The organism is Brevibacterium metallidurans, assembly GCF_037101285.1.
GTDB lineage: Bacteria > Actinomycetota > Actinomycetes > Actinomycetales > Brevibacteriaceae > Brevibacterium > Brevibacterium metallidurans.
Genome location: NZ_BAAAAF010000009.1, coordinates 45,019 through 60,693 on the forward strand (window position 1 = coordinate 45,019; position 15,675 = coordinate 60,693).

The following is a 15,675-nucleotide window of genomic DNA, read 5'->3' on the forward strand; positions in this document are numbered from 1 at the left end:
CTCACTCACCACCTTCGCGGGCCACGATGCGGGCCTTGAGCGGAAGCTTGTGGATCGCCAGGCGCAGGGCCTCGCGAGCAACTTCCTCGGACACGCCGGCGAGTTCGAACATGACCCGACCCGGCTTGACATTGGCGACCCACCACTCGGGAGAGCCCTTACCGGAACCCATGCGGGTCTCGGCGGGCTTCTTCGTCAGCGGTCGGTCAGGGTAGATGTTGATCCACACCTTGCCACCGCGCTTGATGTAGCGCGTCATGGCAATACGTGCGGCTTCGATCTGCCTGTTGGTGACGTAGGCCGGCTCGAGGGCCTGGATGCCGTAGTCACCGAAGGCCACCGTCGTGCCACCCTTGGCGGCGCCGCCCCGCTTGGGGTGGTGCTGCTTGCGGTACTTCACTCGACGAGGGATCAACATGTCTCAGCCCTCCGTTCCGGCCTCGGCCGCGGGGGCCTCGGCGCTGTTCTCAGTGGTACGGGCCGAGTCGTTCCGGCGTGCTCCGCCTTCCTGACCGCGACCACGGCCGCCACGACCGCGTCCGCGACCACGGGGGCCGCGAGCAGCAGGAGCCTTCGCCTGCTCGGCGGCAAGCTCCTTATCGGTCATGTCGCCCTTGTAGATCCACACCTTGACGCCGATGCGTCCGAAGGTGGTGTGCGCCTCGTGGAATCCGTAGTCGATGTTCGCGCGCAGGGTGTGCAGGGGCACACGGCCTTCGCGGTAGAACTCCGACCGGCTCATCTCGGCGCCGCCGAGACGACCCGAGCACTGCACGCGGATGCCCTTGGCACCGGCGCGCTGCGCGGACTGGATGGCCTTGCGCATCGCACGGCGGAACGCCACGCGGGACGCGAGCTGCTCGGCAACACCCTGAGCGACGAGCTGGGCGTCGATCTCGGGGTTCTTCACCTCGAGGATGTTGAGCTGGATCTGCTTGCCGGTGAGCTTCTCGAGCTGACCGCGGATGCGGTCGGCTTCGGCGCCGCGACGTCCGATGACGATGCCCGGACGGGCGGTGTGGATGTCGACGCGGACACGGTCACGGGTGCGCTCGATGTTGACCTTCGAGATGCCGGCCCGCTCGAGGCCCTTGGTCATCATCTGACGGATCTTGACGTCTTCGAGCACGTAGTCGCTGTAGCGCTGCCCCGGCTTGGTCGAGTCAGCGAACCACTTCGACTTGTGGTCCGTGGTGATTCCGAGTCGGAATCCGTTCGGATTGATCTTCTGGCCCATTAGCGGTTCCCCTTCCGGCTCTTGCGCTGCGGCAGGTCGTCGCCACTGGCCAGGACCACGGTGACGTGGCTGGTGCGCTTCTCGATGCGGAACGCACGTCCCTGGGCACGCGGGCGGAACCGCTTCATGGTCGGTCCCTCATCCACGAATGCTTCCGAGATGACCAGGTCGTTCTCGTCGAACGCAACGCCCTCCTCGTCGGCCTTGACACGCGCGTTGGCGATGCCCGAGGCGACGAGCTTGTAAATCGGATCGGATGCGGACTGTTCTGCAAACTTCAACACTGCAAGTGCTTCGGTCGCCTGCTGACCACGAATGAGGTCGATGACGCGCCGAGCCTTGCGAGGCGTGACGCGCAGGTAACGCGCCTTAGCCTTGGCTTCCATCGCTTCCTTCTCTCTTGTCTAAGATCGAGAGTCCCCCGCCTCAGCGGCGGCGACCCTTGCGATCGTCCTTTTCGTGGCCACGGAACGTCCGTGTGGGTGCGAACTCGCCGAGCTTGTGCCCGACCATCGCTTCAGTGATGAAGACCGGCACGTGCTTGCGTCCGTCGTGAACGGCGATGGTGTGTCCCAGGAAGTCCGGGATGATCATCGAGCGACGCGACCATGTCTTGATTACGTTCTTGGTGCCCTTTTCGTTCTGACGAGCGACCTTCTGGTACAGGTGCTCATCGACGAAAGGACCCTTCTTGAGGCTACGAGGCATAAGTCAGTACTCCAATCAGCGCTTCTTGCCGGTCCGGCGACGGCGCACGATGTACTTGTCGCTCTCTTTCTTCGGCCGGCGAGTGCGGCCTTCTGGCTGACCCCAAGGGCTGACCGGGTGACGACCACCCGAGGTCTTGCCCTCGCCACCGCCGTGCGGGTGGTCGACCGGGTTCATCACAACACCGCGGACGGAGGGGCGCTTGCCCTTCCAGCGCATGCGGCCTGCCTTGCCCCAGTTGATGTTCGACTGCTCGGCGTTGCCGACCTCGCCGACCGTGGCACGGCAGCGGGCGTCGACGTTGCGGATCTCGCCCGAAGGCATCCGCAGCTGAGCGAAACGGCCGTACTTCGCGACGAGCTGCACGGACGAACCGGCAGAGCGGGCGATCTTCGCGCCGCCACCGGGGCGGAGCTCGACGGCGTGGACGACGGTGCCGACCGGGATGTTGCGCAGGGCGAGGTTGTTGCCCGGCTTGATGTCGGCGCCCGGTCCCGCTTCCACCTGCGCGCCCTGCTTGAGGTTCTGCGGGGCGATGATGTAGCGCTTCTCACCGTCTGCGTAGTGCAGGAGGGCGATGCGCGCGGTGCGGTTCGGGTCGTATTCGATGTGTGCGACCTTGGCGGGCACGCCGTCCTTGTCATGGCGACGGAAGTCGATGACACGGTACTGGCGCTTGTGTCCGCCGCCCTGGTGGCGGGTGGTCACGCGTCCCTGGTTGTTGCGGCCGCCGCGCTTGGGCAGCGGGCGCAGAAGCGACTTCTCCGGCGTCGACCGGGTCACTTCGACGAAGTCGGCGACCGAAGAGCCACGGCGGCCCGGGGTCGTCGGCTTGTGCTTGCGGATTCCCATGAGTCTTGTCCTTCTCTGGCGAAGGATCGCTTAGAGCGATCCACCGAAGATGTCGATCGATCCGTCCTTGAGGGCGACGATGGCACGCTTGGTGTCCTTGCGCTTCCCCCAGCCGGTGCGGGTGCGACGGCGCTTGCCCTGACGGTTCAGGGTGTTCACCTTGGCGACCTGCACATCGAAGATCGATTCAATGGCGTTCTTGATCTCGGTCTTGTTCGAGCGCTGATCGACGATGAAGGTGTACTTGCCTTCGTCCATCAGGCTGTAGGTCTTTTCCGAGACGACCGGCGCGATGATGATGTCGCGCGGATCCTTGAAGTTGAGACTCATGATGCGTCCTCCGAATTGCGGTTTCCGCCCAGGAACGCGGCAAGAGCTGCCTCGGTGAACACGATGTCATCGGCGATCAGCACATCGTAGGTGTTGAGCTGATCGGAGGTGAGCACGTGGACGTGGGGCAGGTTGCGCACGCTGAGGTAGGTGATCTCGTCGTCGCGGTCGAGCACCACGAGGGTGTTCTTCCGGTCGGAGAGGCCTGCGAGCGCGAGCTTCGCCTGCTTGGTCGACGGGGCGTCGCCGGTGACGAGGTTCTTCACGACGAAGACCTGGTCGAGACGCGCGCGGTCGGAGAGGGCACCGCGGAGAGCGGCGGCCTTCATCTTCTTCGGCGTCCGCTGCGAGTAGTCGCGCGGGACCGGACCGTGCACGATTCCACCGCCGTTGTACTGGGGAGCGCGGATCGAACCCTGACGGGCGTTGCCGGTTCCCTTCTGACGGTAGGGCTTGCGACCGCCGCCGCGAACTTCGGAGCGGGTCTTGGTCTTGTGCGTACCCTGACGGGCAGCAGCGAGCTGGGCGACGACGACCTGGTGGATGAGCGGCACGTTCGTCTGCACGCCGAAGACCTCGGCAGGCAGGTCGACCGAGCCGGTCTTCGCACCGGTGGCATCGACGACGTCGACTGTCTTGACATCAGTCATATCGTTCAGGCCTCCTTCGCGGCCGAGCGAACGAGAACGACGGCGCCCTTGGGGCCGGGAACGGCGCCCTTGATGAGCAGGAAGTTGTTCTCGGGGTCCACGGCGTGGATCGTGAGGTTCTGGGTGGTGTGCTTGACGGCACCCATACGGCCGGCCATGCGCATGCCCTTGAACACGCGACCAGGCGTAGCCGCTCCACCGATCGAACCGGGCTTGCGGTGATTGCGGTGAGCACCGTGCGAGGCGCCGACACCGGCGAAGCCGTGGCGCTTCATGACACCGGCGGTGCCCTTGCCCTTGGTCTTCGCGGTGACGTCGACCTTGACTCCGGCCTCGAACGTGTCGACACCGAGCTCCTGGCCGAGCGAGTACTCGCCGGCGTCAGCGGTGCGCAGCTCGACGAGGTGGCGACGCGGGGTCACGCCGGCCTTCTCGAAGTGACCTGCGGTCGGCTTGTTGACCTTGCGCGGGTCGATCTCGCCGAATGCGATCTGCACGGCGGGGTAACCATCGGTCTCCTCGTCGCGGATCTGGGTGACAACGTTGTTTCCGGTGGCCACAACGGTCACCGGCACGAGCTTGTTCTGCTCATCCCAAACCTGGGTCATGCCCAGCTTGGTACCCAGAAGGCCCTTGACCTTGCGGGTGGTCGGGAGAGCTGAGGAACGAGTGTTCGCCATTTTTCCCTCCCTTAGAGCTTGATCTCGATGTTGACGTCGTCAGCGAGGTCGAGACGCATGAGCGAATCGACTGCCTTCGGCGTCGGATCGACGATGTCGATCAGACGCTTGTGCGTGCGCATCTCGAAGTGCTCACGGCTGTCCTTGTACTTGTGCGGCGAACGGATGACGCAGTACACGTTCTTCTCCGTCGGCAACGGCACGGGGCCCACAACAGTCGCGCCAGCGCGAGTGACGGTGTCCACGATCTTGCGTGCAGCACTGTCGATCACAGCGTGGTCGTACGACTTGAGCCGGATGCGGATCTTCTGTCCCGCCATGGCGTCGTCTCTTTCTTCAGTTCCTTCCGGCCATCAACCATCCCCCGAGAATGCTCGGGCGTGGTCTGTGCCGGCTGACTATGACCGGCCCCCGCGGTCGGGCGTGTCGGCTGTTCCTTGCGGAGAAATCCTCAGATTTCCTCGCGCGGTCCGACGGCGCTTCTACTCATTGGCTGCTCGGTCCGAACCCGCAGTGAAGCAGATTCATCGATCCGATAGTGTTCCGGGCTGTTCGCGGCCGGGGCCGCAGTGCAGGGGTCAACACCCAGAACGCAACCTGACCATCTTGTCACAGTCCCGGTGTTCCGCGCAATTCCGGGGTTCTCGCTTGTGAGAGAAGTCTCAGCGAACCCCTCCGACTCCCCCGCCGCCGACCCCTCACGAGTGAGAAGGGTCTCACCCCCGAACATCCCCAGTCCCGAACATCCCCAGACCCGAACACTCTCGGTCCCAAAATTTCGCGTTTGCGGTCGAAGAACCGAGGCGTTTGCGCCGAAATCGCTGATTCGCCTCGGTTTTGCGACCACAACCGGGCTGGATCTTCGAAAGCAGCGGCGCTGAGGCGGTCGCTCACCACCCGCCAGCAAGGCCCCGCCGAGGCGGCCTCCGCCTCAAGCCGGAGCCTCGACTGCCGCACTTCAGTGCCCAAACAGCGCGTTTGTGGTCGAAGAACCGAGGAGAATGCGCCGAAATCGCCGAAACGCCTCGGTTTTGCGACCACAACCAGGTTGGATCTTCGAAGGCAACGTCGCCAAGGGGGTCGACCACCCGTCAGCAACGCCCCGCCGAAGTGGTCTCCCGCCATCCGCCACAAGTGCCCCGTCGAGGTGGTCGTCCGTCAGCAGCGCCCCGCCGAGGCAACCTCCCGCGTCGAGCCCGAAGAGTCAGACACAGGTCTTAGCACGCACCGAGCGACGCCTCTCAGGGTTAAGACAGCTCTGTTGTGGTCGAAGAACCGAGGAGAATGGGCCAAAATCGCCGAAACGCCTCGGTTTTGCGACCACAACTGGGGTGGTGAGTGGAGGTTAGCTGGGTGTGGGGGCTACGCCTCGGTGGTGGTGGGCCGAGTCTGGCCGCCGTTCTGCTGAGTCTGCCCACTCTGTTGAGTCTGGCCGCCGTTCTGCTGCGTCTGGCCATTGGACTGAGCCTGGCCGTTCTGCTGCGCGTGGCCGTTGCCGTTCTGCTGGGCCTTGGCTCGGTCGAGGGCCCGCTTCCGGGCGGCCTCGGACTCGGCGGCGAGACGCTTCGCGTTCTCCGGGTCGCGGGTGAGGTTCTCCCCTGTCTCGGGGTCGAAGACCATGACCTTGGCCGGGTCGAACCAGAGGTCGACGGTGTCGCCCTCCTGGACGTTCGTCGACGGGTCGAGGACGGCGACGACCTGGGTGCGCGTCCCCTCTCCGTCGAGGTCCCGGTCGAGCTCTTCGAGTGCTTCGCGCACGGCGGGCGCGGCTTCGAAGGGCAGGTAGGCGTAGACCTCGTTGCCCAGCCATTCGGTGACGTCGACCTCGGCGCTGAGCTGGGCGCCGCGGCCACGGCGCTCCTCGTCGATGGTCGCCGCGTCGTGGAAGTCCTCGGGTCGGATGCCTGCGACGAGGTACTGGGGCGCGTCGCGCAGCTTCTCCCTCTCCCCCTCGGGCAGGGTAAAGACGCCGAAGGGCGAGCGCAGCTCACCGTCGACGTTCTCCACCGGCAGGAAGTTCATCGGCGGTGAGCCGATGAAGCCGGCGACGAAGAGGTTGACAGGCTCGTCGTAGAGCTCCTGCGGGCTCGCGTACTGCTGGAGGACGCCCTTCTTGAGCACGGCGACCTTGTCCCCGAGCGTCATCGCCTCGGTCTGGTCGTGGGTGACGTAGACGGTCGTGACCGCGAGGTTGCGCTGCATCCGCGCGATCTCCGTGCGCATCTGGATCCGCAGCTTCGCGTCGAGGTTCGACAGCGGCTCGTCGAAGAGGAAGGCCTTCGCATCGCGGACGATGGCCCGTCCCATCGCCACCCGCTGGCGCTGACCGCCGGAGAGGTTCGCGGGCTTGCGATCGAGGTGGTCGCCGAGTTCGAGGAGCTTCGCCGCCCTCGACACCCGCTCGTCGATCTCCTGCCTGCTGTACTGCCCCTTGGCGAGGATGAGGGGGAACGCGATGTTCTCGGCCACCGTCAGGTGCGGGTAGAGGGCGTAGTTCTGGAACACCATCGCGAGGTCCCGCTCCCGGGGCGCGGAGTCGTTGACCCGTTCGGCGTCGATGCGCAGGTCGCCCTCGGTGATGTCCTCGAGGCCGACGATCATCCTCAGCAGGGTCGACTTGCCCGAACCTGAAGGGCCGACGAGGATGACGAACTCACCCTCGGCGATGTCGAGGCTGACGTCGTTGATCGCGGGGAATCCGTCGCCGTAGCGCTTGACGATGTTGCGCAGTTCGATCACTGACATGGTCGTGGGCTCCGTATCTGTGAGGTCACGAGGCGCGGGTCCGCAGAGCTCGGCTCTGCGCTCCCGCGCCTGATGGCTGTGGCTGCTGGGCGGATCATCCCTTCACCGCTCCCGAGGTCAGGCCGGAGACGATCTGGCGCTGGAAGAGGAGGACGATGATGATGATCGGAATGGTGACGACGATCGCTGCTGCGGAGATCGCGCCGGCCGGCTCCTCGAACTGGCTGGCTCCGGTGAAGAACGAGAGCGCCGCCGGCACCGGTCGCGCCGCCGAGGTGGAGGTCAGCGAGATGCCGTAGACGAAGTCGTTCCAGGCGATGAAGAAGGCGATGATTGCCGTGGTGAACACACCGGGAGCGGCCAGGGGGACGATGACCTTGCGGAACGCCTGGAAGCTCGTCGCCCCGTCGACCTGGGCCGCCTGCTCGAGCTCCCACGGGATCTGGCGGAAGAAGGCCGCGAGCGTCCAGATCGAGATCGGCAGGGTGAGCGAGAGGTAGGGGATGATCAGTCCCGCCCATGTGTCGTAGAGGCCGATCGCCGACCAGATCCGGAACAGCGGGGTGACCAGCGAGATGACGGGGAAGATCGAGACGGCGAGCGCCATGGTGAGGATGAACTTCTTGCCAGGGAAGTCGAGCCTGGCGACCGCGTACGCCGTCAGGGTCGCGAGGACCACGGCGATGACGGTGGCGATGAGGCAGATGCCGATCGAGTTGACGAGCGCCGGGAGGAAGAGGTCGTTGGCGGAACCGGTGAAGATGAGCTCGTAGTTCGACCAGTCGATCGCCGACGGCCAGAACCGCTTGTTCGCGATGTCGCCGGGCGACTTGAGCGAGAGGGAGACGATCCACAGCACCGGGAACAGCGCGTAGACGGCGACGATGAGGCTGATGACGATCCACCAGACTGTGTGCTTGCGACCCGACATCGTCACTCTCCCCTCGCCTGGGCCAAGTCGACCTTGAAGATCTTGATGAAGATGAAGCAGATGAGGGCGACGCTGAGGAAGAGCAGGACCGACAGCGCCGACCCCATCCCCAGCTGCAGCTGGCCGATCGACTGGTTGTACGTGAGGAAGGAGACCGTCGCCGTGTTCTGCGCACCGGCGGTCATGACGAAGACCGAGTCGAATACGCGGAAGGCGTCGAGGGTGCGGAAGAGGAGGGCGACCATGATCGCGGCCTTCATGTTCGGGATGATCACCTTCGACATCCGCTGCCACCACGATGCGCCGTCGACGGTCGCCGCCTCGAGCATGTCGCCGGGGATCTGCGCCAGCCCGGAGAGGAGGAGGAGCGAGATGAACGGGGTCGTCTTCCAGATCTCAGCGGCGCAGATGACGAGGAACGCCGACCAGAAGTCGCCGAACCAGTCGAACTCGGGCATCGAGAGCCACGTCCCGACGAAGCCGGTGCCGAGGTCGAAGGCGTACTTCCACGAGAAGGCGGCGACGACGGTGATGATGCCGTACGGGATGAGGATCGCGGTGCGCACCCACGGCCGCACCGCCTTGAGTGCGTTGAGCATGACGAGCGCGAGGGCGAACCCGAGGACGAGTTCGACGGCGACGGTGACCACCGTGAGCAGGAGGGTCACCCCGACCGTCTGCCACCACAGCGGGTCGGTGAGGATGACGATGTAGTTCTGCCCCCAGTTGACGTAGCGGTTGTCCGGGTCCGTCATCCGGTAGTTGAAGAAGGAGAAGTACACCGCTTGGAGGATGGGATATCCGGTGACGGCGAGGAGGATGATGACCGCGGGGGCCGAGAGCATCCAGCCCAGCCGCGTCTCCCCTCTCTGCCGGTTCGACACGCTCGCCTTCACAGCAGCCTCTCCCCCTGGAGGATCTCGAGGATGAACTCCTGAGATCGTGCCGGCGTCGACTCGGGGTCGACGCTGCCCGGCGGATGCCAGGACTTCTGGATGCCGCCGGTGACCTCGTTGTAGTACGGGGTGAGCGGACGGGCGGCCGAGATCTTGAGCGACTCGGCGACGGTCTGGGCGACCGGGAACTGCTTCTGGACCTCGGGGTCGTCGAAGGCGGCAAGGTTCGAGGGCGCGTTGCCGTCGGTGAGGAAGTACTCCGCCTGCTTCTCCGGCTCCCTGATGCACGACACGGCCTGGTAGGCGAGGTCGGGATGCTCGGAGAACGCCCCGACGCCGAGGTTGATCCCGCCCAACGGCGGCCGCGCCTCCTGGGATTCGTCGACCCGGGGGTAGATCGTCCAGCCGATGTCGTCGAGCACCGCCTGGTCGAGGCTGCCGGCCTCGACGGCGGCCTTCGTCGCTGGGTAGATGAAGGGCCAGTTGACCATGAATCCGCCGTCGTCGGACTGGAACTCGAGCATCGCTGCGTTCTCGTCGAGGTTGCTCAGCTGCGGTCCGCCCACACCCGTCGATCCGATCTTGGCCATGATCTCCGCCGCGCTGCGGCCCGCCTCGGAGTCGATGCCGAGTTCGACCTCCTCGGCGCCGTCGGAGTCGGGGTTCTTCACGATCGAGCCCCCGGCGGATTCGATCATCGCGTTGACCCACACCGTCAGTGACTCGGCCCTGATGCCCTGGACGCCGACCCGCTTGTCCTGCTCGGCGGCCGCGTCGATGATCTGGTCCCAGGTGACGGGCTTGGACATGTCGAGGCCCGCCGCCTCGGCGACGGACTTCCGGTACCACAGCAGCTGAGTGTTCGCCCAGAACGGGGTCGCGACGAGCTCCCCCTGCCGGGTCGAGGACTCGACGGACGAGGGGATGACGCCCTCGGTGAACTCCTCGATGTACTCGTCGGGGACCGGGGTGAGGTAGTCGGCGTTGGCCATCTCGGCGACGTAGACGGGGTCGAGGCTCATGATGTCGATCGAGGAGTCCTGCGAGGCGAGGCGGCGGATGAGCTGCTCGCGCTGGCTGGGGGCGTCGTTGGGCAGCAGGCTCGTCGAGATCCGGTAGGCCCCGTCCGCCTCGGCGGTGCACTGTTCGGCGATCTTCGCCTGTCCCCCGTTGTCGGGGTTGATGTACCACGTCAGGGTCGGTGTCGACGATCCGCTCGAGCACCCGGTGATCCCGACGAGTCCGAGCAGGGCGAACGCGGCGAGGCCCGTTCGCCAGGGCCGGTGCTTCCTTGCCGTATGCCTCATTGCCTACCTGCCAGTCTGCGACGTTGCGGTGACACTGTCATCTGAATCACAGACTACATCAAGTCGGCACTCATGCCAGTGCCACCCACACCGCGCTCTCGCCCGACAGCGCCCGACCGTCCCATGCGGCAGGGCTGCTTGCGGCGAGCAGGGTCCGCCCGGTCGCCTCGGGCAGGGCGATCGGGTCCGCCGAGAGGTTCGCGGCCACGAGCACCGGCCCGGTCTCCGTCCCCACGGTGAAGGCGATGAGTCCCCGCTCCGGGTCGTGGACCGGGTGCCACGCGAAGACTCCCCGGCCCAACCCGAGCTCCCGACGGGTCCGGAGCAGGCCCCGGTAGAGGTGGAGCATCGAATCGGCGGCGGCCTCCTGGGCATCGCGGGCGAGGGCGGCGTGGGTCTCGGGCTGAGGCAGCCACGTGTCCGTTCCCGCGGGCGTACCGAATCCCAGATTGGGCGCCGAGGCGGCCCACGGGTACGGGGTCCGGGCCCCGTCCCGGCCGAGCTCGGCTCCCCCGCTGCGCGCGAACACCGGGTCGTGCCGGACGGCCGCCGGCAGGTTCGTGTGCTCGGGCAGGCCGAGCTCGTCCCCCTGGTAGAGGTAGGCCGATCCCGGGAGTCCGAGTTCGATGAGCGCCATCGCCGAGGCGCGCCGTCGTCCCAGCGCGAGATCCGGCTGCGGGTCGTCGGGTCCGATGCCGCGCTGGTGCGGCGGAGGCTCGGCGACCCCGAAACGGCTGGTGTGGCGAACGGTGTCGTGGTTCGACAGCACCCATGTCGGGGCCGCTCCGACCTCGGCCGCGGCGGCGAAGGTGTCCTCGATCGCGCGGGCGAGTCCGACGGCGTCCCACCCGGTCATGAGGAACGCGAAGTTGAAGGCCTGGTCCATCTCGTCGGCGCGGACGTAGCGGAAGAGCCGCTCGAGGGGCTCGACCCACGCCTCGGCGACGAGGATCCGCTCCCCCGGATGGGCGTCGAGGATCCGCCGCCACTCGCGGTAGATCTCGTGCACGCCCTCCTGGTCGAAGTACGGCGACGCCGCCGTCGGCTCGGAGGCGGGCACGGGCGCCCCGTCGGGTCCGAGGGCGGGCACATGGTCGGGCAGGCCCTCGGCCTTGACGAGCCCATGGGCGACGTCGACGCGGAAGCCGTCGACGCCGCGGTCGAGCCAGAAGCGCAGGATGTCCGCGAACGCCTCGTGGACGGCCGGGTTCGACCAGTCGAGATCGGGCTGGGTGGGGTCGAAGATGTGGAGGTACCACTCGTCGCTGCCGGGCAGGCGAGTCCAGGCCGGACCGCCGAAGACCGAGGTCCAGTTGTTCGGCGGTGCCTCCCCGTCCTCCCGGCCGGGGCGGATGACGTAGAGGTCGCGGGCGGGGTCCCCCGCCTCGGCGGCCAGGGCGGCCTGGAACCACGGATGCTCGGACGAGGTGTGGTTGGGGACGAGGTCGACGATGATGCGGATGCCAGCCGAGTGGGCGCGGGCGACGAGCTCGTCGAAGTCGGCGAGGGTGCCGAAGAGCGGGTCGACGTCGACGTAGTCGGCGACGTCGTAGCCGGCGTCGTTCTGCGGTGAGGGGTAGAAGGGCGAGAGCCAGATCGCGTCGACGCCGAGGTCGACGATGTGGGAGAGGCGGTCGAGGACGCCGCGGAGATCCCCGACCCCGTCGCCGTCGCCGTCGGCGAACGATCGGGGGTAGATCTGGTAGATGACGGCATCGTCGGACCACCTCGGCGAGGGCGGGGTCGCGGGATTCCTGGTCGCGTCTGCCGTCATGGGGCTCCTCCCGGGATCGAAGTCCGATGGGTCCAGCATAGACGCGACAGGGGCCGCAATCCCTGTTCGGGATTGCGGCCCCTGCGAGCCTCAGACCGAGGTCCGAAGGCTGAGTTCACTCAGACGAGTCAGATCACTCGATGATCTTGGTGACTCGACCGGCGCCGACGGTGCGTCCACCTTCGCGGATGGCGAAGCGGAGGCCCTCCTCCATGGCGATCGGCTGGATGAGCTCGACCGACATGTCGGTGTTGTCGCCGGGCATGACCATCTCGGTGCCCTCGGGCAGCGTGATGACGCCGGTGACGTCGGTGGTCCGGAAGTAGAACTGCGGACGGTAGTTCGAGTAGAACGGGTTGTGACGGCCGCCCTCGTCCTTGCTCAGGATGTAGACCTGGGCCTCGAACTTGGTGTGCGGGGTGATCGAACCCGGCTTGACGATGACCTGACCGCGCTCCACGTCTTCGCGCTTGGTGCCGCGGAGAAGCAGACCGACGTTCTCACCTGCACGGGCGTCCGGCAGGGTCTTGCGGAACATCTCGATGGCCGTGACCGTGGTCTTCGAGGACTTCGGCTTGATGCCGACGATCTCGATCTCCTCGTTGGGGAGGAGGACGCCGCGCTCGACACGACCGGTGACGACGGTTCCACGACCGGTGATCGTGAAGACGTCCTCGACGGGCATGAGGAACGGCTTGTCGACGTCGCGCTCCGGCTCCGGAACGAAGTCATCGACCTGGTCCATGAGCTCTTCGACGGTCTTGACCCACTTCTCGTCGCCCTCGAGGGCCTTGAGAGCGGAGACCTGGACGACGGGAGCGTTGTCCCCGTCGAACTCCTGGCTGGAGAGGAGGTCGCGGACCTCGAACTCGACGAGCTCGAGGAGCTCCTCGTCTTCGACCATGTCGGACTTGTTGAGAGCCACGACGATGTAGGGCACACCCACCTGACGCGCGAGCAGGACGTGCTCACGGGTCTGCGGCATCGGACCGTCGGTGGCGGCGACGACGAGGATCGCGCCGTCCATCTGAGCAGCACCGGTGATCATGTTCTTGATGTAGTCGGCGTGACCCGGGGCATCGACGTGAGCGTAGTGACGCTTCTCGGTCTGGTACTCAACGTGCGAGACGTTGATGGTGATGCCGCGCTCCTTCTCCTCAGGTGCGTTGTCCACCTGGTCGAAGGCACGAGCCTCGTTGAGATCGGGGTACTTGTCCGCCAGGACCTTGGTGATCGCAGCGGTCAAGGTGGTCTTTCCGTGGTCAACGTGGCCGATGGTGCCGATGTTGACGTGCGGCTTAGTCCTATCGAAACTAGCCTTTGCCACTGGGTTCCTCCTCGTGGTTGGCAAAAGATATGCGGTTCATATCTTAGACCTTTGTTGGTTATCTTTCATTCCGGTGATGTTGTTCTGCATCACCTTGGCGATGAGCCTTAGGAGATCACTCTCCGCCGCGCACCTTCTGGATGATCTCGTCGGCAACAGCCTTCGGGACCTCCGCGTAGCTGGAGAACTGCATCGAGTACACCGCACGGCCCTGGGTCTTCGACCGCAGGTCGCCGATGTAGCCGAACATCTCCGAGAGCGGGACCATCGCGCGGACGACCTTCACGCCGGAAGCGTCGTCCATCGACTGGATCTGGCCACGCCGAGAGTTGAGGTCGCCGATGACGTCACCCATGTACTCCTCAGGGGTGCGCACCTCGACTTCCATGACCGGCTCGAGCAGAACCGGGTTCGCCTTACGAACGGCCTCCTTGAGGACCATCGAACCGGCGATCTTGAACGCCATCTCCGAGGAGTCGACGTCGTGGTAGGCACCGTCGACCAGAGTGGCCTTGATGCCGACCAGCGGGTAGCCGGCGAGGACACCGAGCTGCATGGCGTCCTGGATGCCGGCGTCGACGCTCGGAATGTACTCGCGCGGCACGCGGCCGCCCGTGATGGCATTCTCGAACTCGTAGATCGTGTCGCCGTCGACCTCGAGAGGCTCGAAGGTGACCTGGACCTTCGCGAACTGACCCGAACCACCCGTCTGCTTCTTGTGGGTGTAGTCGTACTTCTCGACGGTCCGACGGATCGTCTCGCGGTACGCGACCTGCGGCTTGCCGACGTTCGCCTCGACCTTGAACTCGCGACGCATGCGGTCGACGAGGATGTCGAGGTGGAGTTCGCCCATGCCGCGGATGACGGTCTGACCGGTCTCCGCGTCGAGCTCGACCTGGTAGGTCGGGTCTTCCTTGACGAACTTCTGGATGGCAGCCGAGAGCTTCTCCTGGTCGCCCTTCGTCTTGGGCTCGATGGCCACGGAGATGACGGGCTCGGGGAAGGTCATCGACTCGAGCGCGATCGGGTGTGCCGGATCGCACAGGGTGTCACCGGTGGTGGTGTCCTTGAGGCCGATGAACGCGTAGATGTGTCCGGCGATCGCCTCTTCGACCGGGTTCTCCTTGTTGGAGTGCATCTGGAAGAGCTTTCCGACGCGCTCCTTCTTCCCGCTCGTGGCGTTGAGGACCTGCTCGCCCGACTTCACCTGTCCCGAGTACACGCGGACGTAGGTCAGCGCACCGAAGAACGGGTGCGTGGCGACCTTGAACGCGAGTGCCGAGAACGGCTCCTTGACGTCGGGCTTGCGGACGATCTCCTCTTCCTCGTTGCTCGGGTTGTGTCCGATCATCGGAGGCACGTCGAGCGGCGAGGGGAGGTAGTCGAGGACCGCGTTGAGCATGGGCTGGACGCCCTTGTTCTTGTACGCGGAACCGCACATGACCGGGAAGGCCTCGGAGTTGATGACGAGAGAGCGGATGCCGGCCTTGATCTCCTCGACGGAGACCTCTTCGCCCTCGAGGTACTTCTCCATGAGCTCTTCCGAGCTCTCGGCGACGTCCTCGACGAGCTGGGCGCGGTATTCCTCGGCCTTGTCCTTGAGATCCGCGGGGATCTCGATCTCGGTCATGTCCTGACCCTTCTTGGACTCGTCAGGCCAGATGTAGGCCTTCATCTCAAGAAGGTCGACGATGCCCTCGAAGTCGGACTCGGCGCCGATCGGCAGCTGGATGACGAGCGGCTTCGCACCGAGGCGGTCCTTGATGGTCTGCACGGTGAAGTAGAAGTCCGCACCGAGCTTGTCCATCTTGTTGACGAAGCACACGCGCGGGACGTTGTACTTGTCGGCCTGACGCCACACGGTCTCGGACTGCGGCTCAACGCCTTCCTTGCCGTCGAACACGGCGACGGCACCGTCGAGGACGCGGAGCGAGCGCTCCACCTCGACGGTGAAGTCGACGTGCCCGGGGGTGTCGATGATGTTGATCTGGTAGTCGTGCCAGTAGCAGGTCGTCGCGGCCGACGTGATCGTGATGCCGCGCTCCTGCTCCTGCTCCATCCAGTCCATCGTCGAGGCACCGTCGTGGGTCTCGCCGATCTTGTAGTTCACACCGGTGTAGAACAGGATGCGTTCGGTCGTGGTGGTCTTACCGGCATCGATGTGGGCCATGATGCCGATGTTGCGGACCTTGTTCAGGTCGGTGAGCACGTCAAGTGCCACGGTGTCTCTCTCTCAAT

At 65.6% G+C, this 15,675-nt stretch carries 16 protein-coding genes; all 16 read right to left on the bottom strand.

The window, feature by feature from the left end; translation table 11 throughout:
- Position 1: 1 nt before the first annotated feature.
- Entirely contained in the window at positions 2-418 is a 417-nt protein-coding gene (gene rplP / locus AACX88_RS11805) for a 50S ribosomal protein L16 (RefSeq protein ID WP_009379199.1), read from the bottom strand.
- A 3-nt stretch (positions 419-421) separates the two neighbouring features.
- Positions 422-1,237, bottom strand: coding sequence for a 30S ribosomal protein S3 (gene rpsC, locus AACX88_RS11810; protein ID WP_009379198.1), 816 nt, complete (start codon positions 1,235-1,237; stop codon positions 422-424).
- Positions 1,237-1,623 (bottom strand): 50S ribosomal protein L22, encoded by a 387-nt coding sequence (gene rplV / locus AACX88_RS11815; RefSeq protein WP_131248316.1) that lies wholly within the window; start codon positions 1,621-1,623, stop codon positions 1,237-1,239. The genes rpsC and rplV overlap by 1 nt, the downstream gene beginning before the upstream one ends.
- 40 nt (positions 1,624-1,663) lie before the next feature.
- Positions 1,664-1,945 (bottom strand): 30S ribosomal protein S19, encoded by a 282-nt coding sequence (gene rpsS, locus AACX88_RS11820; protein ID WP_009379196.1) that lies wholly within the window; start codon positions 1,943-1,945, stop codon positions 1,664-1,666.
- Positions 1,946-1,960: 15 nt separating this feature from the next.
- Complete coding sequence (gene rplB / locus AACX88_RS11825; protein ID WP_131248317.1) at positions 1,961-2,797, bottom strand: 50S ribosomal protein L2; 837 nt, start codon at positions 2,795-2,797, stop codon at positions 1,961-1,963.
- Positions 2,798-2,827: 30 nt separating this feature from the next.
- Positions 2,828-3,127, bottom strand: coding sequence for a 50S ribosomal protein L23 (gene rplW / locus AACX88_RS11830; protein WP_009379194.1), 300 nt, complete (start codon positions 3,125-3,127; stop codon positions 2,828-2,830).
- Positions 3,124-3,777, bottom strand: a complete 654-nt coding sequence (gene rplD, locus AACX88_RS11835; RefSeq protein ID WP_131248318.1) for a 50S ribosomal protein L4 — start codon at positions 3,775-3,777, stop codon at positions 3,124-3,126. Before rplD ends, rplW begins: the two co-directional genes overlap by 4 nt.
- Before the next feature lie 5 nt (positions 3,778-3,782).
- Entirely contained in the window at positions 3,783-4,457 is a 675-nt protein-coding gene (gene rplC, locus AACX88_RS11840) for a 50S ribosomal protein L3 (RefSeq protein ID WP_009379192.1), read from the bottom strand.
- An 11-nt stretch (positions 4,458-4,468) separates the two neighbouring features.
- The gene (rpsJ, locus tag AACX88_RS11845) at positions 4,469-4,777 is read right to left on the bottom strand and encodes a 30S ribosomal protein S10 (RefSeq protein ID WP_009379191.1); all 309 of its coding nucleotides are present in this window, start codon (positions 4,775-4,777) and stop codon (positions 4,469-4,471) included.
- 1,042 nt (positions 4,778-5,819) lie between these two features.
- Positions 5,820-7,202 carry an ABC transporter ATP-binding protein gene (locus tag AACX88_RS11850; protein ID WP_339393204.1) on the bottom strand — a complete coding sequence of 461 codons (1,383 nt, stop codon included), beginning with the start codon at positions 7,200-7,202 and terminating at the stop codon, positions 5,820-5,822.
- Between the two features lie 94 nt (positions 7,203-7,296).
- Positions 7,297-8,133, bottom strand: a complete 837-nt coding sequence (locus AACX88_RS11855) for a carbohydrate ABC transporter permease (protein WP_339393205.1) — start codon at positions 8,131-8,133, stop codon at positions 7,297-7,299.
- Between the two features lie 2 nt (positions 8,134-8,135).
- Complete coding sequence (locus tag AACX88_RS11860) at positions 8,136-9,017, bottom strand: carbohydrate ABC transporter permease (protein WP_422614439.1); 882 nt, start codon at positions 9,015-9,017, stop codon at positions 8,136-8,138.
- Positions 9,018-9,025: 8 nt separating this feature from the next.
- Positions 9,026-10,336 (bottom strand): extracellular solute-binding protein, encoded by a 1,311-nt coding sequence (locus tag AACX88_RS11865; RefSeq protein WP_339393206.1) that lies wholly within the window; start codon positions 10,334-10,336, stop codon positions 9,026-9,028.
- A gap of 70 nt (positions 10,337-10,406) precedes the next feature.
- Entirely contained in the window at positions 10,407-12,110 is a 1,704-nt protein-coding gene (locus AACX88_RS11870) for a glycoside hydrolase family 13 protein (protein WP_339393207.1), read from the bottom strand.
- A 133-nt stretch (positions 12,111-12,243) separates the two neighbouring features.
- Positions 12,244-13,437 (bottom strand): elongation factor Tu, encoded by a 1,194-nt coding sequence (gene tuf, locus AACX88_RS11875; RefSeq protein ID WP_009379181.1) that lies wholly within the window; start codon positions 13,435-13,437, stop codon positions 12,244-12,246.
- Between the two features lie 115 nt (positions 13,438-13,552).
- Entirely contained in the window at positions 13,553-15,658 is a 2,106-nt protein-coding gene (gene fusA / locus AACX88_RS11880) for an elongation factor G (protein ID WP_339393208.1), read from the bottom strand.
- Positions 15,659-15,675 lie beyond the last annotated feature (17 nt).

Bases quoted from the DNA above. Each gene is read 5' to 3' on its own strand.
- rplP (WP_009379199.1), bottom strand. From the start codon at position 418: ATGTTGATCCCTCGTCGAGTGAAGTACCGCAAGCAGCACCACCCCAAG.
- rpsC (WP_009379198.1), bottom strand. From the start codon at position 1,237: ATGGGCCAGAAGATCAATCCGAACGGATTCCGACTCGGAATCACCACG.
- rplV (WP_131248316.1), bottom strand. From the start codon at position 1,623: ATGGAAGCCAAGGCTAAGGCGCGTTACCTGCGCGTCACGCCTCGCAAG.
- rpsS (WP_009379196.1), bottom strand. From the start codon at position 1,945: ATGCCTCGTAGCCTCAAGAAGGGTCCTTTCGTCGATGAGCACCTGTAC.
- rplB (WP_131248317.1), bottom strand. From the start codon at position 2,797: ATGGGAATCCGCAAGCACAAGCCGACGACCCCGGGCCGCCGTGGCTCT.
- rplW (WP_009379194.1), bottom strand. From the start codon at position 3,127: ATGAGTCTCAACTTCAAGGATCCGCGCGACATCATCATCGCGCCGGTC.
- rplD (WP_131248318.1), bottom strand. From the start codon at position 3,777: ATGACTGATGTCAAGACAGTCGACGTCGTCGATGCCACCGGTGCGAAG.
- rplC (WP_009379192.1), bottom strand. From the start codon at position 4,457: ATGGCGAACACTCGTTCCTCAGCTCTCCCGACCACCCGCAAGGTCAAG.
- rpsJ (WP_009379191.1), bottom strand. From the start codon at position 4,777: ATGGCGGGACAGAAGATCCGCATCCGGCTCAAGTCGTACGACCACGCT.
- AACX88_RS11850 (WP_339393204.1), bottom strand. From the start codon at position 7,202: ATGTCAGTGATCGAACTGCGCAACATCGTCAAGCGCTACGGCGACGGA.
- AACX88_RS11855 (WP_339393205.1), bottom strand. From the start codon at position 8,133: ATGTCGGGTCGCAAGCACACAGTCTGGTGGATCGTCATCAGCCTCATC.
- AACX88_RS11865 (WP_339393206.1), bottom strand. From the start codon at position 10,336: ATGAGGCATACGGCAAGGAAGCACCGGCCCTGGCGAACGGGCCTCGCC.
- AACX88_RS11870 (WP_339393207.1), bottom strand. From the start codon at position 12,110: ATGACGGCAGACGCGACCAGGAATCCCGCGACCCCGCCCTCGCCGAGG.